Below are 25,652 nucleotides of genomic sequence, written 5' to 3'. Positions count from 1 at the left end.
CTTTAGTTTACTTGAAGGGCGTTTACAGGTCAATACAGAAGGTTTTACCTGTTTCTCTTACATTTTTTCAAATAATTCTTTTTATGAATATCGCTCATGTATATAGACATCATCATTTTCTCTTGTTAAAATTTATTAGTACTAAAATCGATACATAGTGAAAATACAATATAAAAAGGAGGAATGTTAACACTAGATTCCATAATCTAATGTGTTAAAAAAAATATGAAAAAGAAATTTTATAGTGTTTTAACTCTCTCTCTTGCATTACAAACTGTTCTTGCACCTACTTATTCATTTGCAGAGAGTGCTGAAAAATCCGCTGAAGTATATACGGAAGATCAAGTTTTTAAAAGTATTAAAGAGCATGTTAATGAGCATAGTACTCATGAAGAAGATATCGAGGTTACTGGCCAGTTCCTACTATACACTTCAAAAAAACATTCATTATATACCGCGAATGATTTAAAAAACAAATCGAATATCGAGATTACAGAACAAGTCGTAACGGCGACAAAGAAAAAAGGAAATGCTTATTACATAACGACGCCAACTGGCGCTGGATGGATAGATAACAATGATAATAGCTTAGAAGTTCAAGAGATTCATAAACTATCTAATCAAAAATTAATCGTAAAAGAAGAAGCTTCCATACATGCCCTTCCGTTCCAATCATTTAAAGAAGAAGGGAAACTACAGCCACAAGTCATAACTCCTACTGAACAAGCTGGAAATTGGTTTAAAGTCCAAATAAATGAAACAACAAAATGGATTTATGCACCTTCTGCTACATTTGAAGGTACAAAAGCTTCATTATTAAAAAACAGTCGTACTGCTAAAAATAGTTTATTGAGATCGCCAGAAGCTCTACAAACAAACAATATTTATGGCGTTACATTTAAAGAAATGATTGTCCCAAAAGGAAATGACGATATTCGCCCTGGCTACCCGATGGTGCCTAAATATATTACGATTCACGAAACGGCTAATACAGCGAAAGGTGCCAATGCTCTAAATCATGCAAAATTCTTAGATAATCAAGCACGCGGAACAGCTGATCGTGCCGCATCTTGGCATTTCACAGTAGATGATAAAGAAATTTATCAACATCTTCCAGTAAATGAAGTTGGATGGCATGCTGGAAATAAAACTGGAAACTATGAATCTATCGGAATTGAAATTGCCGTTAATCAAGATGGAAACTATGAAAAAGCGGTAGAAAATGCCCGTAAATTGGCAGCTTATTTAATGAACGACTTAAATATTTCTCTAGATAAGGTCCAAAAACATCAATTTTGGTCAGGAAAAAACTGCCCTGCGTTTATGATTCAACGCGGACAATGGGATGCTTTCTTAAAAGGAACTGAAACATACTATAAGGAAAACCAAAAAAATCCCGTAACTGATGACATTACAGGTGGATGGTATGAACAAGACATTCGTCAATTAGCAGCTAGAGGCATTATGCAAGGAGAAGGGAACGGCAAGTACTTCCCAGAACGTCTTGTAACGCGTGCTGAATTTGCTACACTAATTACTCGTGCTTTACAATTACCAAGTGGAAATGCTAATTTCACAGACTTAGAACAAGTACACCCATCGTTAAGAGACGGTATTAATCGTGCAGCAAGCGCAGGCATAATCCGCGGACGTGGTGATAATACATTTGATCCAAATACTACAATTACACGCGAAGAAGCTGTTATTATGATCGATCGTTCTCTAAAACACGCTGGTATTTTTGCAAAACAAGTTGAACTACCATTCGTAGACCAAAACTTAATTTACGCTAAAGAAGAAGTACAAAGAGTGTATGGATATGGAATTGTAAAAGGTAATGAATTTAATCAATTCGTACCAAAAGGACCATCACAACGTGCACACGCAGCTGCATTTATAAACAGAATGCTTAGCGTAATTGAAGCTTAACATATTTATCATTCCATATAGATATTTTCATTTTATCTGTATTCACTTAAAAGGCATCAGAGATTATATATCTCTGATGCCTTTTATACATCTTTTAACTATTTTTAGCCATGAATCTTAAACGTATTCCTAATAACAGAAGCATAAAACCGATGAATGGAACGTAATTCGTATTGTGTCCTGTAGCTGGAAGTTGTTGATTATTAGAAGAACCTTGTCCTTTTTCTGGTAAATTAGGTTTTTCTACTCCCTCACCTGGTTTTTCTGTTCCTTCACCCGGCTTCTCTGTTCCTTCATCTGGCTTTTCTGTTCCTTCACCTGGCTTCTCTGTTCCTTCACCTGGCTTCTCTGTTCCTTCACCTGGCTTCTCTGTTCCTTCACCTGGCTTCTCTGTTCCTTGACCTGGCTTCTCTGTTCCTTCACCTGGCTTCTCTGTTCCTTCACCTGGCTTCTCTGTTCCTTCACCTGGCTTTTCTGTTCCTTCACCTGGCTTTTCTGTTCCTTCACCTGGCTTTTCTGTTCCTTCACCTGGCTTTTCTGTTCCTTCACCTGGCTTTTCTGTTCCTTCACCTGGCTTTTCTGTTCCTTCACCTGGCTTTTCTGTTCCTTCACCTGGCTTTTCTGTTCCTTCACCTGGTTTTTCTGTTCCTTCACCTGGCTTTTCTGTTCCTTCACCTTTTTTCCGGACCTTTTTCTGTATCTTTTTTATTTGTAATTTGAAGCTTTACAACTTCAATTTTTTCATTAGAAATCGTAAATTTCATTTCCTTATCGGATAAAGTATATCCTTCTGGCGCTTGGATTTCTTTTAAAGTGTAATCTCCTGGTTCTAACTTCTTAGAAGTCGCTTTACCGCTCTTGTTTGTTGTTAATGTGTCGATTTTTGTTCCGTCTTTCCAAATTTCAAACACTGCGCCTGCTAAAGTTTTATTTGTATTATTGGCATCTACCTTTGTAATTTCTAATTGACCTGTAATTTCTTCTTTCACTTTTTCATTCATAACTTCTTGTTTTACTACTTCGTTCGCTATAACATTTATTTCTACTGTTACTTCTAACGCCTTATAACCTTCTGGCGCTTTTGTTTCCTCTAACGTGTACTTTCCTGGCACTAAGTTTTCGAATTTCACAACACCTTCTTTATTCGTTGTTTTCGCTTCTCCAACTACTTGACCAGCTTCGTTCTTTAATTTAAATTCTGCACCTGCTAAAACTTTTCCACTCTCCGAATCCTTTTTGATTACTTGTAAGCTTCCTAGTTCTTTTGCGTTTTCTACTTGTACTTCTACTACTTTGTTTGCTTCCACAACGACTTCAATTTCTTCTTTTAACAACTTATATCCTTGTGGTGCTTTCGTTTCTTTTAATGTGTACTTTCCTGGCTCTAATTTCTGAGAAATTACTTTACCTGTTTTATCTGTTCGTAACGTATCTACTTTCTTACCATCTTTATACACTTCGAATTCTGCACCTGATAACAATTTCGTTTTATCATTCGCATCTACTTTCACGATTTCGAATTGACCCATTACTTTTTCATTCATGACTTCTTGTTTTACTACTTCATTTGCTACAACTTTTACTTCTACTGTCACTTCTAGCGCCTTATAACCTTCCGGTGCTTTCGTTTCTTCTAACGTGTACTTTCCTGGCACTAAGTTTTCGAATTTCACAACGCCGTCTTTATTCGTTGTTTTCGCTTCTCCAACTACTTGACCAGCTTCGTTCTTTAATTTAAATTCCGCACCTGCTAGAACTTTTCCACTCTCCGAATCCTTTTTGATTACTTGTAAGCTTCCTAGTTCTTTTGCGTTTTTTACTTGTACTTCTACTACTTTGTCTGCTTCCACAACGACTTCAATTTCTTCTTTTAACAACTTATATCCTTGTGGTGCTTTCGTTTCTTTTAATGTGTACTTTCCTGGCTCTAATTTCTGAGAAATTACTTTACCTGTTTTATCTGTTCGTAACGTATCTACTTTCTTACCATCTTTATACACTTCAAATTCTGCGTCTGATAATACTTTCGTTTTATCTTCCGCATCTACTTTCACGATTTCAAATTGACCTGTTACTTTTTCGGGGATCTTTTTATTCACCACATCTACAGTCACTACTTTATTAGCCTCTACATCAACAGAAACTGAACTAGATGATAATTCATATCCTTTCGGTGCTTCTACTTCTTTTAATGTATAGCTTCCAACTGGAAGTTGTTTCGATAAGGCTTCACCTTTATCATCTGTAACAATTGTTTCCACAACTTTCCCATCTTTATCGATAACATCAAATTTTGCACCTGGTAGAAGTTGACCAGATTCACTATCTTTTTTCAATAATTTAAATTGGCCATTCTCTACTTTTCTCGTATTCTTCATAACAAGTTCAATTGCGTTTGTATTATCAATTGTTACTTTGACTGGTGTATCAACTTTTATATATCCTTCTGGTGCATTTATTTCTTTTACAAAATAGTCACCAAGTGGTAAATCTTTAACTTCCGCAATACCCTTTTCGTTTGTTGTAACAGTAGCCACAACGTTATTATCTTTGTCTATAACATCAAATTTTGCGTCTTTTAAAACAATATTTCCATCGTTTTCATCAACTTTTTTAATTTGTAAATGTCCTTTTTCAGCTGCTGGCTTATTCCACTTTGGCCAGTTAAATTTAAAGTTATGAACCTCAAAACCATCTCTTTGGTGTAATCCTCCAACATAGGCTTGTCCATTAATAGAACCACCTTTTGTTTCTACAACTGCATTAGGTGCAAACACACTACCTACTACACCATATCCTTTAGTTGTTATCTTTTTAGCATTAGGGAACACCCAAATGACTTTACTAGCTAACTCAGTGAAGAAGGAATTAGGGTCATATTCTTGAGAGGTATTAACTAATGTGAACCCGCCCTTATCTGTCGTATCATACAGGATTGCACCGCCACCAAAATTAACTTCTTCTGCATCTGAATGAATAACAATAAAATCTTTGTTACTTACATTTGGAAGATAAACATCCTTTACATTGAATGGTTCTTGCCCTTCTAATCCTGAAGAGACATAAATATTAGGATTCTTTACATCTTCACCGATTCCAAAGGTCATACCCGATTTTGGTTTATCAGTATGTAATTGGCCCGCATCCTCAATTACGCTATCAACGTCTTTTCTAAATTCTTTAAACTTAGCATCAATCTCCGCTTGCTCTTTATAAGAGATACGGTCATATGATGTTTTCATTGCGCCATCTGGGTCACCGTCTTTTGTCATCGCCACTGTTCCATCTTGAATAATTACTTGTCCTGCTCCCGCTTTCGTAAATTGACCGCCTAGTAATAATGATGGATATCCTTCATCTACCCAAGTTGCTCCAGCTAAGTTATTTGCTCCAGTTGCAGCCGCTACGACTGTATAACTTGATGCGTTCATATTTTTCTGAACAGCCATCGCACCTTCAATATCCGCACTCGTTGCACTATGATCTCCAAAAATGATGGCATTGTAATAAGATACATCACCTAAACCTTTTAATTCTGTTGTAGCTGCCTCTGCTTTAAATGGTAAGTGGATTAAAAAATTCATACATATTAGTAATACAACTATTAAACTACTACTTAACTTTTTAATTTTTTGATTAAATGATTTCCTCAAGAAATTCATTCCCCCTTTTAAACTTCCTAAAACCACAAAAAGAAGTACATATCATATGTACCAAACCTTACTCACATTAACTTAAAATAATCCATTTAAATAAAACAAAGAAACACTACAACTACTTAATAAGATTGCTACAATTCATTTTTGAAATAATACGTGAACTAAACTGTCATGCGGAAATACTTTTACGTATGGGAGCCCAATAAAATTAATCTGAAGAATATTTCATGTGGTGTAACTATTTTGGCAACATCATTCACTTTACATTAGTTTTCTAAAGGATTCAAGTGAATTGTATAGATTTCATACACAATTCATATTTTAAAACGCTTTCACTGTTTTTAATAAGATAAACAAAAAAACGTAGCCAAAAAGCTACGTTTTTCTTTCATCGTTTCGGTGTATTTTTATGATTCTTCAAAAACGGAAGCGGGAATTGCTTACGGAAATGCTCTTTAATCATATACTCTACACCGTTTTCGCTATTTGAACGTGTAATCCAATCTGCTGCTTGCTTTAATTCTACAGGCGAGTTCCCCATCGCTACCCCAAGTCCCACGTTTTCAATAACCTCTAAATCTTCCATACTATCTCCAATCGCAACCATTTCATTTAGCGAAATATTTAAATGCTCTCCAAGCAATTGTAATCCACGTAACTTTGATACATTTTGCGGCAAAATTTCTATTCGTTTTGAATCACATTCAACATACTCTACATCTTGGAATGCTTTTCTTAATGTGTTCAGTCCTCTTTCTTTTTCACCTTTACTTTGGAAAAGAACATCAATTTTTGGCGCCGCTACGGGATGGTCCCGAAGCGCATCACCTAACGAATCTACAAATTGAACTGGATAAAATAACGGATCTGCGCTTGATAATACAGTGCGCGCAATTAAGTTTGGTGTATTTCTCTCACGATTTCCTATCGAAAACCGTTCATGAGAAATACGTACGTTACAATCAAAGTGCTCTAACACTTGCACAATGTTAAAAGTCTTCTCTTCAGACAATCTTCTTTGAACGTACGGCTTATCTAACGTTGCTGAAACGAAAGCACCACCATGTGTCACTAATATAGAATCTAATTTTAACGCCTTTGCTACTTTATGAGCGGATTGAAAATTACGACTCGTAAATAACGTAACGTATACATCTTTTCTTTTCACAAATTCAATTGTTTCTCTTAATCCTTTTGCAATTTTTCCATTGTTGTATAGTAGTGTCCCATCTATATTAAGAGCTAGTAAGCGATAAATCATGTCGCACTCCCCCTCTTCGCTGTTGTACTCTATCCATAATTTATGAAATAAACCCGATAAATAGAACGAGTTAGAATTACTACTGAAAATTTGGTTTACTATATACATATACACTTAGTAAAGGAGATAGTACAATGCAGGCACCTCCTTCCTTTTATGAAGGCGATACGTTAGAAGTCGCAAAAAAATTACTCGGGCAAAAACTTGTTCATATTGTAGACGGAATAAAGCGAAGCGGAATCATTGTAGAAGTAGAAGCATATAAAGGCCCAGATGATAAGGCCGCACATAGTTACGGAGGCAGACGGACAGATCGCACAGAAGTTATGTTTGGTGCACCAGGGCATGCTTACGTATATTTAATTTACGGTATGTATCATTGCTTTAACGTTATTACAGCGCCAGTGGGCACCCCGCAAGGTGTTCTCATTCGAGCTCTTGAGCCGGTAGATGGAATAGAAGAAATAAAACTAGCGCGCTACAATAAGACAGAAATTACAAAAGCGCAGTACAAAAATTTAACGAACGGTCCTGGCAAACTATGCCGTGCACTTGGCATCACTTTAAAAGAACGCGGTGTATCGTTACAAAGTGATACGTTACATATTGAATTAGTTCCAAAAGAAGAACACATATCATCACAATATAAAATAACAGCAGGACCTCGTATTAATATCGACTATGCAGAAGAAGCTGTACATTATCCGTGGCGTTTTTATTATGAGGGGCATCCGTTTGTTTCAAAGAAATAAACGATATCGACTTACCGACAAATAAAAGAAGACTGTTCCAAAATGGAACAGTCTTCTCCTTTTACTCCGCACCTTCCGCAGTTGCAATATTATCCTCTAAATTTTCTCTTGATAATTCAGCCGCCATAAAATCTGCTGTTTCTGGAAGTGCTAAATGCATATGAGCTTTTTGACAAATTTGGATCGTGCAGTTTTCTACAACATAGTCGAAAACATGTCCGCCTCCGCTTCTTTCATCATCAATGTAATGTAAGTGGAATCCAGCTACCCCAATACCTTGTGCGTAATCTGGTGTCCAAAATCCAGCAAGCGTACCTTCTGTATTCTCAAACGAAAAGATTGGTTGCGATTTCGTCACTTCAACGAGTGGTGTATACGGTTTTTCTTGTCTTGGAACAGTTCTCGTTCTTACTTCACGGAACGTACCGTCCATTCGAATAGCGTAAAATAAGTTTTTACTTGGCATTAATTCATGTAATAACGCTTCAACTTCTTCACGATTCATCGGACGCTCTACCGTATAACTCATTTCTTTTTCAAAAAACGTTACAGTTGCAAATGGCGTTGTTTCTTCTGGCTCTACTTTTTCCGCTGAACCGTCTGAACGTAAATGATAAAATCCATTATCAAATGCAATCATTTCACCGTCTAATTGATCAAATGTGCCGATGCCGAAATCACCATGTTTTTTCAAATCTTCAAAGCTAATCACACCATCATATACACCATCTAATAGCGCAAGCATTGTAGATGTTTGATATACTTCATTACTCATTTTCGTTTTTTTTGCATCAATATCAATTAATTGCGCAACAGTCATCTCAAATCTGCCTCCATTAGTTTAATTGGTTTGGTAATAACTTTTCACTTAATTTAATGTTGTCACGATAATCGATTGGAATATCAATAATGACAGGGCCGTCTGCTGCTAATGCTTCTTTTAATACACCTTCTAATTCATCAGGCGTGTTAACACGAAGACCTAACGCCCCGAAACTTTCCGCATATTTAACAAGATCAACATCGCCAAACTCTGTAGCTGATGTTCTGCCGTATTTCATCATTTGTTGGAACGCAACCATATCATATGTGCCGTCTCTCCAAACAAGATGGACGATTGGAGAATTTAAACGTACCGCCGTTTCTAACTCCATCGCTGAGAATAAGAAACCACCGTCACCTGATACGGAAACTACTTTTTTACCTGGTTCTACTAAAGTAGCTGCGATTGCCCAAGGAAGTGCAACACCTAACGTTTGCATGCCGTTACTAAATAATAATCTACGTGGTTCATAAGAACGGAAACATCTCGCCATCCAAATAGAATGGGAACCGATGTCACATGTAACAGTTGTATCGTCACTAATTAAAGAACGAAGTGTACGAATCACTTGAAGTGGATGCGTAACACCTTCTGCAGGACGATTTGGAACTTCTGCTTGTTCTGATAATTTTGCGCGTAATCGTTCTAATACCGCTTCTGATTTCGTACTTAATACAAGTTTCGGTAATTTCTCCGCGATGCTATTTACCGTTAAGGCAATATCACCAATTAATTCACGCTCTGGTTGGTAATCATGGTCGATATCTGCTTGATGGTCGTCAAGATGAATAATCGTTCTGTCGCCAAGTTTATTCCAGAACTTTGGATCATACTCGATTGGATCATAACCGATAGAAATAACAAGGTCTGCTTCTTCTAGTAAAATATCACCTGGTTGGTTACGGAATAATCCAACGCGGCCGAAGAAATGATCTTCTAACTCACGTGAAATCGCACCAGCTGCTTGATATGTTTCAACGACAGGAAGTTCTGTATCCGCAATTAATTTACGAACAGCTTTCGTCACTTCATTTGTGCTCGCTCTCATACCGAGTAAAATAACTGGTAATTTCGCTGATTTTATTTTTTCTACTACATATGTAATATCATTTGTGGGAGCGATTCCAAGCTGCGGCTTAGAAAGCGCACCGATAGACTCTACAGTTGTTTCCGCAGTCATAACGTCTTGCGGAAGACTTACTAAAGTAGCTCCCGGATTTGTGGAAGTCGCACTTCGAAATGCATTACTAAGTGCTTCTGGCACATTATCAGGATGCTCTACTTCTACGCTATATTTTGTGATTGGTTCGAATAGTGCAGCATTATCCATAGATTGATGCGTACGTTTTAATCGATCCGTACGCGGTACTGCACCAGCTAAAGCAACAACGGGATCACTCTCCGCATTCGCAGTAACAAGACCTGTCGCTAAATTTGATGTCCCTGGTCCTGAAGTTACAAGACATACGCCCGGTTTCCCTGTTAATCTACCAATAGCAGCTGCCATAAATGCTGCATTTTGTTCATGACGACAAACGATTAACTCTGGTCCTCTTTCTTGCAATACATCAAATACAGAGTCAATCTTTGCTCCTGGAATACCGAAAACATGTGTAACACCTTGTTTAATTAAACAATCAACAACAAGATCTGCTCCTTTTGTTTTTGTCTTCACGTCGTTTACTTTTACACCTGTACTCAAACTAATCATTCCTTTGTTTCATAATTTGTGTAATAAAGATTTTTAATTTCACCTAGTTAATTAATGTGGTGAAGTATCATTTATCATTATATTACAAATGCATTATTTTTCCAACAATATGAATTCGACATTATTTTAACAAGATTAAAAGAATGCGCTTACAACCTTTTGTTTATCTTAAAATAACATTTTTATATCTCTTCTAAAAATGCGCAAAAATATTTCCACCCATTTACATTATTAAAAATTTTATAGTACCTTGCAAAGAATAATAGCAAGTGATATATTTATAAATAATGGAATAACCATTATTTGGAATTCCATTCACAATTTATATATACCCTTCAAAAGGTAGATATAGATTGTGCTGTTTAGAAAGAAGATAAGATTCTCAACTGTAATTCATCATTCTATAAAGGAAAGTGATTGTTATGAACAAAAATGAATTTTTGGAACAACTTAGTTCCTCTCTGCAGAATATGCCTAATTCAGAAAAGGAGGATATTATCTCGGAGTACGAAACTCATTTTATTAGTGGTAAACAAGATGGAATATCTGAAGAGGAAATTTCTAAAAAGCTAGGAAACCCTAAAACTATCGCTAAAGAACTTAACGTTTCATATGCAATAAGCAACGCTGACAATAGGCGCAGCCTAAAAAACATTATGAAAGCACTTTTTTCTGTTATGAGCTTAAGTCTTTTAAACTTTATATTTATCATTATCGCCTTTTTCGTATTACTCTTTCTATTACCGCTTCTTCTAGCACTTATAATTGCTACACCGTTATTAATTATTTCACCTATATTATTAATAGGGTTAGGATTCTTTAAAGGGTTTCATCAAATCAGTTATTCCGATGTTTACAATGTATTCATAGCTTTTTGCATCGGCTTACTAATATCAGTCATATGTTATCAAATAATAAAACATCTATACGTAGCTTTAGTTAAGTATTTGAAATGGAATGTAGCTATTTTGCAACGACACTAATGCAAAAGGAGATTAAGATGAAAAATTATATTCTATACCCATTCATGTTACTTACAATGTTATTTCTATCAGCTTGTTCAAACAGTGCACAACCTAAGGAAGAAAACGATGTAACTATTAAAATTCCAGAAAATATATTTAGTTCCTCAAAGAAAAATGAAACTATTAGTAAAGACGAAATGAAACAAAATATAAAAAGTTATTTAAATTATAGCGGAGAGTTAGACGAAAATATCGTGGCATTTTCATCAGCCATGTCTGATGAGAATGCCACGAAATCTGACCAAGAGAAATTAAAACAACTAGTAGATTTAGCACAACAAAACGACGCGAACTTCCATAATTTTATTAGCAACAATACGATCCCCGATGATTACAAAAAGCCTTCAAAAGAAATATATGAATTTATTTCATCATCTACAGCACTTTCAGTAGAACTAGAGCAAGAGTTAGACAAACTCGCTCAAGATGGTAACTTATTCAAAACTGATTTCTCTTTTACAAAGCGCTTTGAGAAAGTTAATGGTAGGAAGCAAAAAGAAATTGAAGAGTTTTTGAAGGAAAAAAACATTAAAACTGAGTATTTCAGTAAGTGATAATACATTCCTCTTTAAAACGTTCACCAACATATGGAAATTTTAAAGAGACTTTATTATGTGTAAGGATGCACTTCATCCGTTTCCCATAAAAAAAGGCCTCCTTAAAGGAGGCCCAAGCAAAAACAACAAACGCAAAATAACAACAAATAATGGACGATAAAATCACTATATTGACAAAGTATAGGATTTTTATCAATTGGAGTAACTCAACCCTAAATTACTCTTTTAACAATGCAATACTAATAACTTATTACAGCAATTTTTTACCGTGTCTTAAAATAATTGACTGTCTTTCAAATAATTCTATTTATATTGATTGTTATTAATTAGTATATACTTGAATACGACTATACACCCTAATAAAAGGCAATATATTAAGCTGTTAGTCCTCGCGAGTTTATTTTGCCTTTAATGTAACTATACTATATTCTTCCATTTATATCACCGAACATTCCTCTCGTATTCACGCATTTTTCTTGAGTGAATACCGCATTACATCGGCGTATCCGCTAACACCCACTCTAACTTTCCTTTATATTCTAGTCCGACTTTAATAAGCGGACTAGGCTCAACAAATAATCGGATACCATTCGATTCATCATTCCAAAATACTTCAGTCGGTTCGTTATTCGTTGAAATAGACGTAGCTACTTCTACAGCTGTTTCACCTAACATATATTGTTGACTGCCCTTTACATACCCTTCTCTTTCACACCCGTATATGATACACGCTTTCTAAAATCATGTAATATTTATAAAATATAGATTTGCATATATATTTCTTAAGGCACTTCATTTATGAAACGTACTTTTCGCACCCGTCAATTCACGACCTTGTGAATCTGTAAATTTGCCATTCTGACTAATATTCTCTTTCTTTCAAATACTTTATAAAAAAATACAAAACACTATTTCTTAACAGTGTTTTGTATCATGCTATCATCTTCTTAATAGTACTTAATCAACATATGTCGTTTACTATTCTTGTTCGTCACCTTTTTTCTTAGAGCGTCTTCCTAGTAAGAATACTAAAACTAGTAATGTTACAAGTAATAAAATTCCACCTATAATATAGTACAGAGTATAATCCTTTTTGGCCTCTACAGCTGTATCATTTAACTTCTGTGCTTCTTTTCCTTCAATCGTAAATTTCTTGGTCCACTCCCATTTCTGATCACCATCCGTTGCCTTCATTTCTAGACGGTATGTTCCTGGCTCTAAAGCTTTATTGTCCCAACTAATTGCATAATCAAAGTTAGAATTTGGTGCCATTCTTAAATTTTCTTTTTTCGTTTCATGTAGTATATCTTTACCTTTTTCAGTGTACACCTTTGCATCTACGCTTAAATTCTTTAACATTGCTGGTTTTATATTTTGTAAATTTGCTGTCACTACATTACGTGCATTCACTTGTCCTGGCTTTACTTCATTTAATTTCATATCTGGTTTTACTTGGGCGTCCGTTTCTCTTAAGACAACACCAATTGCGTATGCATATTTGTTTTCAATCTGTACATTATCAGATGTTCCTTTTTCTTTTTCATCTTCTTTTTCTTTAAAATACAATCCACCTAAAATAACACCATCAAATGATTCAGCTGGCATTTCAATACTCACATCTAATGTAACTTTACCTTTCGCTGGAATTTTTGTTTCTTTTTGTACTTTAGCAATTTTAGAAAATGGGGTTTTAAGTGTACAGTCTAATTGAGGATCAATCATGCTATAGTCAGTAATACCATTGCTATTTGTAATAGCTGTATTCGCATGAGTTTCTACTATAACCTCTTTATCCGTATCATTTTTCATTTGCACTTGAATTGTTTGCTTTTTACCTGGTTCCATCTTTAAATCGAAATATGTTTGATTCTTGTCAACTTGGTTTTCTGGAATTACTGCTGTTACCGCAAATTTCATTTCTGCTGCGTGCATTGTAACACTAGCAATATTTAAAATAAATACAATGGCTAATAAACTACTCAATATTTTTTTAATAGATTTCATACTATATTCCTCTCATATTCAATAATTTGATATACAAACGAAAGAGATAAAGATATTAAATCTATCCTTATCTCTTTCTATGCCCTATATGATTAATCTTTACAAAGTTATATTACATAGGTGCGTCTTTTAATTCCCAAGTTAGAGAAGTTGTGTACTCAGCTTGTTCTTTCTTTGTTTTACCTGGAACACTTAGCTCCACACTCTTCTCCGCATCTTCTACTGATTTACCAAATGTGTTTACCCATGTTCCCATACCTTGCTCTTCTTGCGCAGTTACAACATCAGATGCTTGACCTGGAGTTAACGTAATATCTTGTGCAGCTTTTGGTGCCTCACTTCCAGATGCTGAATGTAACGTTCCATTTTTCAACGTTAAAGCTGCTCCTGTTAAATCCCTGCCTTCTGCAGTTTTAAATTGGTCGTTTTGTGTTACTGATAACTTCCATCCTGCGTTTGTACCACGGTTATCCGTTACTTGTACGTAGTTTTGTACTTTCATTGTCTCAGTTGTATCTTTTTTTGTTACTGAATCTAAACTAGCGTGGTAAATTTCGTTGTTACCAGAAGCTTTATGTTTTTCAAATTGGAAGTTTGATACATAATCAATACTTAATGGACCTTGTGTTCCTGGCTCATGTGGGTCTTTTGGATCGTTTGGATCTTTTGTTTCTACTTCAACATTTGGATCTAGTGGACTAACTGGATTTACAATTTCAGTATTTTTCTCAAATTTGATAAATGCTTTTGAGTTTAGTGTTCCACCATCTTCAGCTGCAAACGTTGGTGCTCCTGCTGCTAATACTGTTGAAAATGATACCGCTCCTGCTAATGCTAATTTCGTTAATTTCATATAATTTATCCCCTTTTATCTCGTTTTTCGTTTCATGATTATTTGCGATGAATTATTGTGGTGTATCTTCTAAAGTCCAAGTTAATGATGTTTGGTATTTCGCATCTTTTATTTTTGCAGTTGAACCTGGTACAGATAATGTAACACTTTCTATTCCTTTTTTAGCATCTTCACCATACATAGTTACCCATGTTCCCATACCTTTTTCAGCTGCAGCAATTGCTACTTCTTGTGTATCTCCGTTTGGATTTAATGTTACTTCTTTTACTTCTGGAGCATATTTCTGATTTGTTGCAGACTTTGCAACTGGATTGCTTAACTTCAGTTCAGCACCGTCTAATACTGCTTTATCTTTATCATCGGCTATAAACTGACCATTTTGTTTTACTGTCAATTTCCATCCTTTGTTTGTTCCACGGTTATCTGTTACTTGTACGTAGTTTGGTACTTCTGTTGATTCTGTTGCACCTTTTACTTTCAATGTATCAAGTTTTGCGTTATATACTTGATCATTACCTGACATAACTTGCTTGCCAAAATGAAAATTTGATACATAATCAATACTTAATGGACCTTGTGTTCCTGGCTCGTGTGGATCCTCTTTATCATTAGGATCTTTCGATTCTACTGTTTCATCTGGATTAAGTGGGTTAACTGGGTTCGTAATTTCTTCACTTTCTGTAAATGAAACATCTGTAACTGATTTCATTGTTGCAGCTTCTTCTGCAAATGCTGGTGCTCCTGCTGCTAATACCGTTGAAAATGATACTGCTCCTGCTAATGCTAATTTCGTTAATTTCATAATTGGCCTCCATTTATATAGTTCTATTTATTTAAATAAAAACTTGCGTTTCTATTTTTCCTATTTTTACTTCTGGCTAGTGTTAGTAACATAACAAAAGCCGCTATAATACTACTTAAACCTAAATATTGAAACAGATAAAAAGATTGTCCACCTGTTTTCGGTAGCTCCTTCTTATTTATCTGGTCATCAGATGTATCGATTACTAAATTAGATCCATCCGGTATCAATGAATCGATAATTGTAGTGGGAACATAACTATTTGAAAAAGTAATTCCTGCTTTTGAATTCACCTTGTCTGCTAATATCTTTTCATGAAATGAGAATATTGGTATTAAAGCAAGCATAAACAACATCAAGAATAAACATTTTTTTAGCATTACATTCTCTCCTTTCTAAAATTTATATCTATATTTCTCTTAGATATATCATCTTAATTAGGAGCATCCGTTAGTGTCCATGTTAATTCACCTTGATATTTTGTATTCATTTTCACATTCGGCCCTGGTACTACTTGAAGTCTAATTCCCTCATTTTGTTCCCAGTTCACTTCAATACTCTTATCATCAGTCGGTGTATGTGAAATTACTTCTACGCCCTCTTTACTTAACGTAAGATCAGTTCCATCCTTTGTTGTATAGATCATCGCACCTTCTAATTTATCGTTAGTACGAGACGTAAGTGGTTTTGTTTCCTTTACATCCACACGCCATTTCTGTCTCTTCATCCTTTCATCTGCTACCGTCAATTTCCCATTCATAGAAGTAGGATTATATATCGTTGGTTTGGATGGAATAAGCAAATTTTCAAAAGAGATCGTTTGTGGAACATTCACTAATTTCAACGTTCCCACCACTACTTTTATAGGTACTTGTATTCTTTCCTCTACTCCTTGTGCAGTGCGAATTACAACTGTAACAGAATACTCTCCTATAACATTTGTTTTTGGAATGTTCTCCAAACGAACTACAGATATTGGTTTATCAATATTATCATCCGTATCTACAGATAATCCTGTTACAAAGTTCGAAATATCCATCTTTGATAAATCTGTGTTAATCCTTACAGTTTGTGGAACCGCTTTTCCTGTAGGGGTACCTTTGTACTGTATTTTCGCAATACCTTGATTACCTTCTTGTCCCTTTTTATCTCCATCAATATAGTTTTTGGCAGAAACAGGGACCTCTAGATAGCCCTTTTTATAATACTTCTTAAAGTCAGCCTCTTCTTTCAAGGAGCCTCGAATTTGCATATCATAAAATTTACCACCGAACTCTGACTTATTTACAATATTAGCTTTGGCAGTAGCTGTAACCTTATTATTTTCACGTGTAATATCAAAATAACTACTTATATCCTTTTCATCTTCATCTAAAATCTTTACATTTTTTACATTGAAATCTGGATTTACTTTACTCTCAAGTACAAATGAAGTTGGATTAGAAGATGCAATGGCTTGCGGAGGCATATCTTGATATACATGATAATATAGTTCTCTATCAGCTCCCTCCGTCACTTCACCTATTACTTCAGGATGCGGTATACCAATCTTGGACATAGCTTCATATTCATACCTTACCCGTGATGTTGAGTCTCCTAATCGATGGATACGCATTGGTAATTCTGTTATCCCCGTATAAGTGAATGTCATATTTGTATCTTTTCCAGCTGCACCACCAGCAGTTCCCACAAAATTAGCAGTGCCATCACCATTATCTTTATATGTTATTGTCGTATTGTCATACGTGTATAAAGAATTGAAATGCTTTTTATCTACATTTAAGTCTATAGCCTTATGACTATTCAATTTATTAATGTTCCACATACCAGATACAGGCACTAACTCTCCCGTTTCATGGTCATAAAATTCATAAGAAATATCAGCCGAAGATCCAACTCGCCCCCAATACCTCATTTGCAAGAAATCCTTTTTACCACTTACTTTACGCGGAGTGGCTACATTAACTTTGGTGACTCCATCGAACTTTATAATATTGACACGTATATCTAGCCATCTGCCCATATAAATTCCAGCTTTCTCTATATGAACATACGATTCCTTATCGGGATTTACGTTTGTAAAGTCATAAGACTGGTATGTTGAGTTAGTATCTGTTGTACTCCCAACAATTTTATACTTTACTTGTGTACTCCATCTCCATTGAAGGGCATATTCTCCTGGAATCATAGATCCCGTACCATCCTTTGAACTAATTACATTAACATTTGGATACTGAATTATACTCTGATGAGTTTCATCTGCATGTTCTACCAAGGCAGTAGCAGTCTGATTTTCTTCCTCTACCTTTACTATTTCTGTGTTCGTATCTTTGGCAGCATTTAGTTCTTCTCCATTACTAGTTACGTTATTACCTTCTTTAGATCTCCCATTTGATGTAGCCTCTGATTTTTCTTCCTCTTGGGCATTTTCATCTATCTGACCAGACATTCCCTCAGTTGGCTGAACATCTACTTTTCCATCACTAGTAGTCTTTTCAACTACTCTCGTCTCTTCATTCAATTCCTCTGTTTTCTCTATCAAAAGATTATCTGGTTCCTGAATAGCTTCCTGAACATTTTCTGAAACATTCAGATTAACTGCTTTCGTTTTTACCTCAGTGTCCCCATATTGAACCTTTGCCACAAATGCAAAGTCCCCTGGCTTATTTCCCTTAATTGATAAAAACACCTTACCTAAACCACTACTTTGCGATTTTCTTTGGATTTGAATTGTTGAATGCTCTACCACATGGATTGTTTCAATTGCTTCATTAGTTTCATTCAGCTTTTTTGTAGCTTCTTCATTGAAATTTACGCCTTCAGGTAATTGCAACTCAACCTTATCATCTTGATTTCCTGAGTTTTCGATTTCTAAAACGATGTCCTCATCTACCTTTACCTTACTTTTATTTGCTTGCATAATAAAAGTTGATATCTCATCACCTGTAACAGCATAAGTGGTGGTCGAAAAAACACCCAAAGTACTAACCTGAGTAAATAGAATTCCACTAGCTAAACATATTTCCCCAAATTTCTTTGTTCTTCCTCTCAATTTACTCCCCCTTTCTTTCTTATTAAAAGATACCTAAATTTTATGGGATTATTGTTGTACAATTCCCTAACTTGATTATCTTTCTCTCCGTGTCACTTCATTATCGCTTCTGTTATCTACACTAATATTAAAGGACACCCAATCCCATTCTTATATTAACTATTTTTTCCAAATCCCGAAACGAAAAAACAAAGTAATGCCACGCAAAAACACTTGCGCTTACAACGCAAGTAAATCTCCTTGCTAACAAAAAAAGGTTCCTTCCCAAACGAAATTGGAAAAGAACCTCTTATCAAATATTTTATTTCCGAGCTTATGTCACTAAGTACCATTTAAGGTTATAAATCAAGAGAAGGAATAAGCCACAGCTCCTTCGCTTTCTGAACAGCTTCCATCCGAGAAGAAACTTTTAATTTATGAAATATATCTGTCAATTTATACTCAATAGAACGCTGACTTAAATTCAAAATTCCAGCAAGCTCTTTATTTGTTTTCCCTTTACTCACTTCTATTAGAATTTGTTTTTCATCTTCATTTAATGAAACTCTATTCGAAACCTCTCCATGTTCGGTAGCTATATTCGAAATCGCTTCTTTTATTCTTAACTGCTTAACAAATTGCTGGGATAGAACTACTTCTTTTTTTACTGCATGACGAATCGAAGTAATTACTTGCTCCTCTGACGATGTTTTACTTAAAACCCCTAAAACTCCACTCTCTATAAGTAGGTTATAGTGCGAAAGCACATCAAAACCTGTAAAAATAAGGATTGATGCCTCTGAATGTATCCTTAATATTTTTTTAGATAACTCTAAACCGTTTATATTTGGCATTTGTAGATCAATTAAGTAAACATCATATTTTTGATCCTTAATTATTTTTTCTACTTCCATACTATCATGTACTACATCTACATTCATATCATCGTATTTTTCAATTAACGCCTTCGTCCCTAATCCTACTGCAACATGATCATCTACTACAAGTACTGAAATCATCTTCTCACCCCTTCAATATCATTATACACAACATCATCCCATCATCTGATGACTCGCTGGAAATTAATTATCTTTAAATTTAATAATTATTTGCAAACCGAGATTAGGTTTTGATTCAACAGACATCTCTCCATTCAGGCTTTGTATCCTAGTGACAATCCCAGACAAGCCTAACGTGTTGTAAGAACGGTTTACTTCATCTAACTTAACGCCTACCCCATTATCTACATAAGTTAAATATAGGTGATCGTTTTTGTGAAATAATCTTATCGTTACATTTGTCGCTTTTGAATGTTTCATTGCGTTGTTTAATAGTTCTTGTATAATTCGATAAATCGCTTGTTCATGTTCAATACTAGGAACTACAATTCTTTCAGGAATATCATAGTAGAAGAAAAAGGTCGCTTTTAAATTAATTTGCTTAAATAAATTCAGTAGTGCTTGTTTTAAACCTAACTCATATAAGAATGGTGGCCTCAAATTATTACAAGTTTCACGAATTGTATAAATATGATCTAATAGTTCTTCATATATTTCATTAAGTATATCTTTCATTTCCTCATCTTTAACACGTTCATTATAACTTTCAAATTTTCTAGTTAAACGTATTTGATCTTGCAAAACTCCATCATGTATATCACTTGCAAGATTTGTTCGTTCTTTTTCTGATAGTTTGAACATAAGTCTCGCCAACCATATCGGTGGTTGCTCTAAATTTTTTATCTCTTGTAATTGATTTAATAAGTCTTCAATTTGATTAGAACACTCTAATAATAAATCTGCATAATTACATAATGTTTCAATCCAAACTACTTCATCTACACTTAAAATTTCTTTCCCATTAGAATTACACAATAAAATAAGCATTTTTTCTGCTGAAGCAGATAAAACAAATCCAAAGTGTTTTTCTAACTGTATGTTTGAACCAACCTTGTAGGTATCCAGTTGATGATTAAATAACGTTTCTATCGTCCGGTGCGGAACATATTCACTATCCAAAACACGGACAGACTTCTCAATTTTATTTATTTCTACACAGCACGTCTCTTCAAGTTTTAAAATATCCGCTATCTCTCTTCGCATACTATAAATTAAATTTGATAGTTTATATTCATTTTTCGCTTGGTGTAAAAATCGATGCAAGCTGAATTGATAATTTTTTTGATGATGGTATAAACTTTTTCTCAGCTTAAAATCTATATAATCCTTAATATATAAAAAACAAATACAAATAATAATAGCAATAATTCTAAATTTTATCCAATCTAATAAACTTTCCTCACTATCTTCAAAAACTACCATAGTTAATACTGCCAAAAATATGTTAATCCCTACAGATAAAATAATATAATGTGGTAATCGCTGAACGATAAACCTAAAATTAAACAACTTCCCTGCAATTACTAAATAAAACAAGCACACTGGGATAAATAAAAAGAAAATCCCCGTCGTTTCACTACTTATAAATTCTTCCCCATAATATAAATTTGGAATTAAATATAAACAAACAAATGGGGTTGCTGACACAAAAAAACTAATAATAATAATCTTTAAATATTTAATGTAACTACTATTTTTACTTTTAAAATAAAATCTTACTAATAGGTATACTGTACAACAAAATAATATCAAACTTAAAATGATTGTAAACAAATTAGCCCATTCATTATGTTTTATATACACAAAAATACTCACTATAATAAGGAATACAGATATTGCATCTAAAACTTTTGATTGCTTTGGTATTAAAAATTTTATTTGATTATTCAAGAAATACAACATCATGAATCGAATAAAGAAAGTAAATGAACATACTAATGAAATTGAGGCCACAATAAAAGATAATATATCCTCTCTTTCAACAGCCATAATACTAATAAAATTCACTCCAAGAGAAATTAAAAAATATACTAGATTAGTGGTACTACGATTCATTTCAGGAACAAAAATTAAAAGATATAATGCCATCAAAGAGCATACTATATAAAATCCAACTGGAATGAGCAAATGATAAAATAATTGCTTGCTATAAGGTGTATATTTTATCTCATACTCTTTTATTTCCCCGTTCCTATTTAAAGTAATTTTTTTAGCTTGTTCAATTGAATGATACGGTTCAACTGTAAAATGTTTAGATGGTGAATCGTCATCAATTTTCACAATAATATCTCCTATTTGGAAATCTCTTTTTCCCGCCCAACTATATTTTGATAATTCATATATAACATATTGATTAGATTCATATTTTACAGATATACCTATCTCAGGATATTCTTTTATTAAATAAGAGAAATAACCACTAACTATAAGTGAAAATAACAGAATCAACAACTGCCACTTAGATTTCCACATTCTTGCTATCATTGCATAAATCCTTTTGCAAACGCAACCATATACATTGCCCCCCCTAGGTATTCTTAAGAGAAATTTTTTTATCTTCATTCCTAAATAAAGATAGAATTATTTACCTTATATTTTTAACATTAAAAATAAATCCGCATTTTTTAAAAGGTAAATTAAATATATTGCTCTACCTAGGTATTCTTAGAATAATTTTTCGATTTTCATTCCTCAATAAAGATAGGATTATTTATCTTACACTTAAAACATTAAAAATAGCTCTATATTTTTCAAAAGTAAATTAAGCATACTTCTAAAAAATTAGAACCCCCATAAAAATATATACTCACCATCATGAGATTAGGAAAAAATTATAACACAAAGTTAAATAAATTATAAGCTACTTTCTTGTTCTGTTCATTATATTAATATAATATAACTTTAGTACTATCTGGGTGACGTGTTAAATAAAATTCATTATTCTTTTTATAAATCTCAATACCTTTTGTAAGTATCTTTACATTATTTATAAAAATAGTTGAATCATTTACCCAAATATTTTCAACCAATTGCGATCCTTGATAAAAAAAGTCATTTTCTATCATCATATGAAGTACATGTTTCGCTAATATTTCCGTTTTAAAACTATTTAAATCTATAAGGGTCTCCATCTATACTAACCTCTTCCATTTCTCTCTATTAATTAGCTCATTATTAAATACATTATATGTAAAAATTACATTTTTTTCACCGAAATACTAATGCGCTATCCCGAAATAGATAAGCGATTGCCGAAAGAGAATTCCCTTAATATACTTCTTATGCATATAACTCCCCGACTAATTTATTCTTTTATTAATCACGGAATACAGTTCACGACAATATAAATGCGTACAAACGAAAAATTAATATCCCACCTGTTATATATAGAGTATTTTACATGTATAAAGTTACATTCAGAGTTCCCTAAAGTGAAACTTTAATCAGTAGGGGTCTTACTGCCCAGCAAATAGCGGGATAAAAACAACAAAAGACGCTCCCCTAGGAGCGTCTTCCACTATTACGCTTGTTGTTGCGCGCTATATAATTCTTCAAGTGGCTTCATGATAATTTTGTTAACGTCACCGATTACAACGTTTAGGCGTTGCTCAGTTTCCATTAATTTTGTAATTTTAGCATCTTGTTGAATGCGAGCTACAACTTCTTGTGCTTGTTGGTTGTCTTCTTCAGTGATTTCTTGGCCTTGCATCATTTTTTGTTGTAGGCTAAGTTGCATTGTACGGAACTCATCGAATAAATTCTTTGAAGCTGTGTCAGCTTGAACTGCTGCGTAGCTCTCTTTTAAAGTTTTGAAGTCATCGTTTTCAGCGATTGCTTTTTGTAATTCATATGCAACATCATGAATGTTCTTTGTCATTTTATTTTTCCTCCTTTAGAAGGCTAGCGCTTTTCATACGCACTGCCTTTTCAGTGCATTTACACGCACCTCTTCTTACCATATCAAACTATGCAAGAGATGTGAAGAAATTTCACTTTTATTTCTATGTACTCACCTTATTATCTAAGAAACAATAGTAACAATCCTTGTACGAGCCCGATCATTCCGCCTAATAACGCTCCTAAATACGTAATCATTTTTAATTCGTTTTTCGTAATAGACAGAACTAAGTCTTCTAATCTTTCTGTTGAGAATGTAGACACTTCTTGCTGGACAATTTCCGCAAGGTGTAGATTGTTTAGTATACTCTCTACGTTTTCTGTTCCCCACTTTAAGCCTTTCGTTACTGCACATGGAACCACTTTTTCAATAATTGTTTCTCGAACTGGTTCACATACTTGCTGAACCGATTGATTTAAAAACTTACTCACTGTTTCCTCTACTTTAACTGCTGACAGCACGGAGCTTACAATCATTTCTTTCTCTACAAATGCTTCTAATTCTTTTACATCTCTTCCTTTTAACTTTTCCCACTCTTTTTGCAGTACGTCAGTTAAAAGCTGCTTTGTAGCATCTTGCCCTAAAAACTTAATAACTTCTGGCTGCACACGATCCACAACACTTACATTTCCTAAAAACATCCCAACTAAGTTAAGTAGCGTTCCACGAGAAGCAAAGAAATCATCAATCATTTTTGAAAGACGCGCTTTCCCTTCTTCACTTTCAAAAAAGCTAATTCCTCGCTCTAAAATAAACGCCGAGGCATTCGGAATCGCATTCTCTATCTTTTCATGTACAGAATGAGGTAAAGCCTGTTCCCATGTATATGTATAATACTCTGCTAAAAATGCATGAATTTTTTCTGTAATCACATGTTCGATTTTTCGAGTCGCTTCTTCTTCTACATGTGCTATATTCCATTTTTCTAACATATATCGCAGTGATTGTTCATTCGTAATTACTTTATCCACTTCCACTTGCGCCCAGTGAATTAAACCTTTTTGAAACTCTTCATTTGTTAGCTTTTTTCCGATTCCTTCTGGTGTTAACAAATGTTCTACAACCATTTTTCCTAATTGAACAGCAAGTTCATCACGCCGCTTCGGAATTAACCCTGGTGTAAATGGAACTTGAAACTTTCCGATATAAATAGGACGATGAGGACGAAATAACATTTTTATCGCTAAATGATTCGTATATCCTCCAATAATTGCTCCGAGTCCTGTCGTCGTTAACATATTTAACCATATATTCATTACAATCAACCTTTCACTTCTCCAAAACTATAGCATATCATCATACGGACAAAAGTATAATGGTATAAAAACGTATTTGCAATATATAGCTTCGCCTATTATGCAAATAGTAGTAAAGGAGTGATTTCGTTGGTTCTCGGCCTTTTAACTTCTAAACTTCATTATGAGCAAACGTATTACACCGAAATCGCTAAACGCGCTCGGCTTTATCATAATGTCGTTGCCCAGTTTACGCCATTTTGTATTGATCCTAAAACAGACCTTGTTTCTGGTCTTATTTACGATACAGATACAGGAAAATGGAAAAAGCAAACATTCCCTATTCCTTCTTATATATATGATCGTTATTCTTTTCAAGAGGAAACAGACTTTGAAAAAGTAAAATCAATTATTCACTCTTTGCACAATCGTCCTTCCACTACCTTTTTAAATAACACACTTATTAATTCAAGTGAACTACATGATTTATTTCTCACTAATAAAAAACTGTCTCCTTATATACCAAAATTTGAAATTGCGACGATACAAAACATTTTCAAACTGTTGTTAAAAACTAAAGATATTATTATACGCCCCACTAATATACATTCTAAAGATAACTTATATCGAGTCGCTTACAAAAATAAAACGTTTCAGATCGATACAGTAAATGAAAAATACCATACTTCTATTCCAATCAAACGCACAGACGAATTTATATCTTGGTGTAAATCTAACATACGTTCATCACGTTACATAGCGCACACTATGCTACAACCACCAAATCAATTAACATATCCACTGCACATTCGAACCATTTTGCAAAAAAACAAAGAACAAACTTGGAATGTTATCGGTCAATTTATACAAAAAAGCTCATTTCCTAATCAGCTTTTACCCTCAACAACGGACGATGATTCATTACATTCATTTTCAAAAATTAAATACGTACTATCTAGTACAGGTGTGCAACTATTGCACGACGCTTTACACGACATTATAAATGAAGTATTCCAAACACTAGATCAGTCTTATTCTTCGTTATTTGAACTAGAACTTTCCACAATTATGGATCAAAAAGGTGCAATCTGGCTTATGTATGTCAACACGATCCCTCCTTACGAACAATACATTCGTCATAGTGATTCATTAGCTGAAAAGATATTTCATGGACCACTTAAATTCAGTCGTTTTACACCATAATGAAAGGAGG

The 25,652-nt window shown here is 34.2% G+C and carries 19 protein-coding genes and 1 pseudogene; 5 read left to right on the top strand and 15 right to left on the bottom strand.

Annotated elements, in window-relative coordinates:
• Window positions 1-225 precede the first annotated feature (225 nt).
• Complete coding sequence (locus MKY21_RS04520; RefSeq protein ID WP_000726531.1) at window positions 226-1,929, top strand: S-layer homology domain-containing protein; 1,704 nt, start codon at window positions 226-228, stop codon at window positions 1,927-1,929.
• A gap of 94 nt (window positions 1,930-2,023) precedes the next feature.
• Here MKY21_RS04520 and MKY21_RS04515 read toward each other — a convergent pair.
• Window positions 2,024-5,582, bottom strand: a pseudogene (locus MKY21_RS04515) (MSCRAMM family protein).
• Window positions 5,583-5,976: 394 nt separating this feature from the next.
• A complete protein-coding gene (locus MKY21_RS04510) occupies window positions 5,977-6,849 on the bottom strand; it encodes a Cof-type HAD-IIB family hydrolase (RefSeq protein ID WP_000640420.1) in 873 nt (290 codons plus the stop codon).
• Between the two features lie 134 nt (window positions 6,850-6,983).
• On the opposite strand from MKY21_RS04510, the gene MKY21_RS04505 reads away from it, so the two are divergent.
• Window positions 6,984-7,601 carry a DNA-3-methyladenine glycosylase gene (locus tag MKY21_RS04505; RefSeq protein WP_001148797.1) on the top strand — a complete coding sequence of 206 codons (618 nt, stop codon included), beginning with the start codon at window positions 6,984-6,986 and terminating at the stop codon, window positions 7,599-7,601.
• A gap of 61 nt (window positions 7,602-7,662) precedes the next feature.
• Here the strand turns inward: MKY21_RS04505 and alsD are convergent, their stop codons facing one another.
• A complete protein-coding gene (gene alsD, locus MKY21_RS04500; protein WP_098616958.1) occupies window positions 7,663-8,421 on the bottom strand; it encodes an alpha-acetolactate decarboxylase in 759 nt (252 codons plus the stop codon).
• Between the two features lie 16 nt (window positions 8,422-8,437).
• Window positions 8,438-10,126, bottom strand: a complete 1,689-nt coding sequence (gene alsS, locus MKY21_RS04495) for an acetolactate synthase AlsS (protein WP_000103546.1) — start codon at window positions 10,124-10,126, stop codon at window positions 8,438-8,440.
• A 431-nt stretch (window positions 10,127-10,557) separates the two neighbouring features.
• Here alsS and MKY21_RS04490 point away from each other — a divergent pair, with 431 nt between their 5' ends.
• Together MKY21_RS04490 and MKY21_RS04485 are read left to right on the top strand one after the other, a co-directional pair.
• Window positions 10,558-11,118 carry an HAAS signaling domain-containing protein gene (locus MKY21_RS04490; RefSeq protein WP_086411009.1) on the top strand — a complete coding sequence of 187 codons (561 nt, stop codon included), beginning with the start codon at window positions 10,558-10,560 and terminating at the stop codon, window positions 11,116-11,118.
• Window positions 11,119-11,135: 17 nt separating this feature from the next.
• The gene (locus MKY21_RS04485; RefSeq protein WP_341075538.1) at window positions 11,136-11,714 is read left to right on the top strand and encodes an NDxxF motif lipoprotein; all 579 of its coding nucleotides are present in this window, start codon (window positions 11,136-11,138) and stop codon (window positions 11,712-11,714) included.
• Window positions 11,715-12,209: 495 nt separating this feature from the next.
• On the opposite strand, the gene MKY21_RS04480 is transcribed toward MKY21_RS04485, so the two are convergent.
• The 11 genes from MKY21_RS04480 to MKY21_RS04430 all read right to left on the bottom strand — a co-directional run bounded on the left by MKY21_RS04480 (window position 12,210) and on the right by MKY21_RS04430 (window position 24,460).
• Complete coding sequence (locus tag MKY21_RS04480; protein ID WP_061664765.1) at window positions 12,210-12,392, bottom strand: hypothetical protein; 183 nt, start codon at window positions 12,390-12,392, stop codon at window positions 12,210-12,212.
• Window positions 12,393-12,695: 303 nt separating this feature from the next.
• On the bottom strand, window positions 12,696-13,721 hold the full coding sequence (locus MKY21_RS04475; protein ID WP_341075536.1) for a DUF916 and DUF3324 domain-containing protein: 1,026 nt from the start codon (window positions 13,719-13,721) through the stop codon (window positions 12,696-12,698).
• A 112-nt stretch (window positions 13,722-13,833) separates the two neighbouring features.
• Window positions 13,834-14,574 carry a WxL domain-containing protein gene (locus MKY21_RS04470; RefSeq protein WP_016117258.1) on the bottom strand — a complete coding sequence of 247 codons (741 nt, stop codon included), beginning with the start codon at window positions 14,572-14,574 and terminating at the stop codon, window positions 13,834-13,836.
• 52 nt (window positions 14,575-14,626) lie between these two features.
• A complete protein-coding gene (locus tag MKY21_RS04465; RefSeq protein ID WP_016117257.1) occupies window positions 14,627-15,376 on the bottom strand; it encodes a WxL domain-containing protein in 750 nt (249 codons plus the stop codon).
• A gap of 23 nt (window positions 15,377-15,399) precedes the next feature.
• Window positions 15,400-15,756 (bottom strand): LPXTG cell wall anchor domain-containing protein, encoded by a 357-nt coding sequence (locus MKY21_RS04460; RefSeq protein ID WP_016117256.1) that lies wholly within the window; start codon window positions 15,754-15,756, stop codon window positions 15,400-15,402.
• A gap of 53 nt (window positions 15,757-15,809) precedes the next feature.
• The gene (locus MKY21_RS04455) at window positions 15,810-18,428 is read right to left on the bottom strand and encodes a WxL domain-containing protein (protein WP_016117255.1); all 2,619 of its coding nucleotides are present in this window, start codon (window positions 18,426-18,428) and stop codon (window positions 15,810-15,812) included.
• 338 nt (window positions 18,429-18,766) lie between these two features.
• A complete protein-coding gene (locus MKY21_RS04450; protein WP_048567842.1) occupies window positions 18,767-19,426 on the bottom strand; it encodes a response regulator transcription factor in 660 nt (219 codons plus the stop codon).
• A gap of 63 nt (window positions 19,427-19,489) precedes the next feature.
• The gene (locus MKY21_RS04445; protein ID WP_061664771.1) at window positions 19,490-21,790 is read right to left on the bottom strand and encodes an ATP-binding protein; all 2,301 of its coding nucleotides are present in this window, start codon (window positions 21,788-21,790) and stop codon (window positions 19,490-19,492) included.
• A gap of 401 nt (window positions 21,791-22,191) precedes the next feature.
• Window positions 22,192-22,437: a hypothetical protein gene (locus MKY21_RS04440; RefSeq protein ID WP_061664773.1), complete on the bottom strand. Its 246-nt coding sequence runs from the start codon at window positions 22,435-22,437 to the stop codon at window positions 22,192-22,194.
• A 389-nt stretch (window positions 22,438-22,826) separates the two neighbouring features.
• Window positions 22,827-23,183, bottom strand: a complete 357-nt coding sequence (locus MKY21_RS04435) for a YlbF/YmcA family competence regulator (protein ID WP_000164610.1) — start codon at window positions 23,181-23,183, stop codon at window positions 22,827-22,829.
• A 140-nt stretch (window positions 23,184-23,323) separates the two neighbouring features.
• Entirely contained in the window at window positions 23,324-24,460 is a 1,137-nt protein-coding gene (locus MKY21_RS04430) for a DUF445 domain-containing protein (RefSeq protein WP_140159095.1), read from the bottom strand.
• Between the two features lie 129 nt (window positions 24,461-24,589).
• On the opposite strand from MKY21_RS04430, the gene MKY21_RS04425 reads away from it, so the two are divergent.
• A complete protein-coding gene (locus MKY21_RS04425; protein ID WP_000242813.1) occupies window positions 24,590-25,642 on the top strand; it encodes a YheC/YheD family endospore coat-associated protein in 1,053 nt (350 codons plus the stop codon).
• The last annotated feature ends 10 nt before the right edge of the window (window positions 25,643-25,652 follow it).

It is taken from the genome of Bacillus sp. FSL R9-9497 (assembly GCF_038005805.1).
GTDB classification, from domain to species: domain Bacteria; phylum Bacillota; class Bacilli; order Bacillales; family Bacillaceae_G; genus Bacillus_A; species Bacillus_A cereus.
The sequence above is the reverse complement of the archived record's forward strand: the minus strand, read 5'-3'. Positions and strand labels throughout refer to the sequence as shown.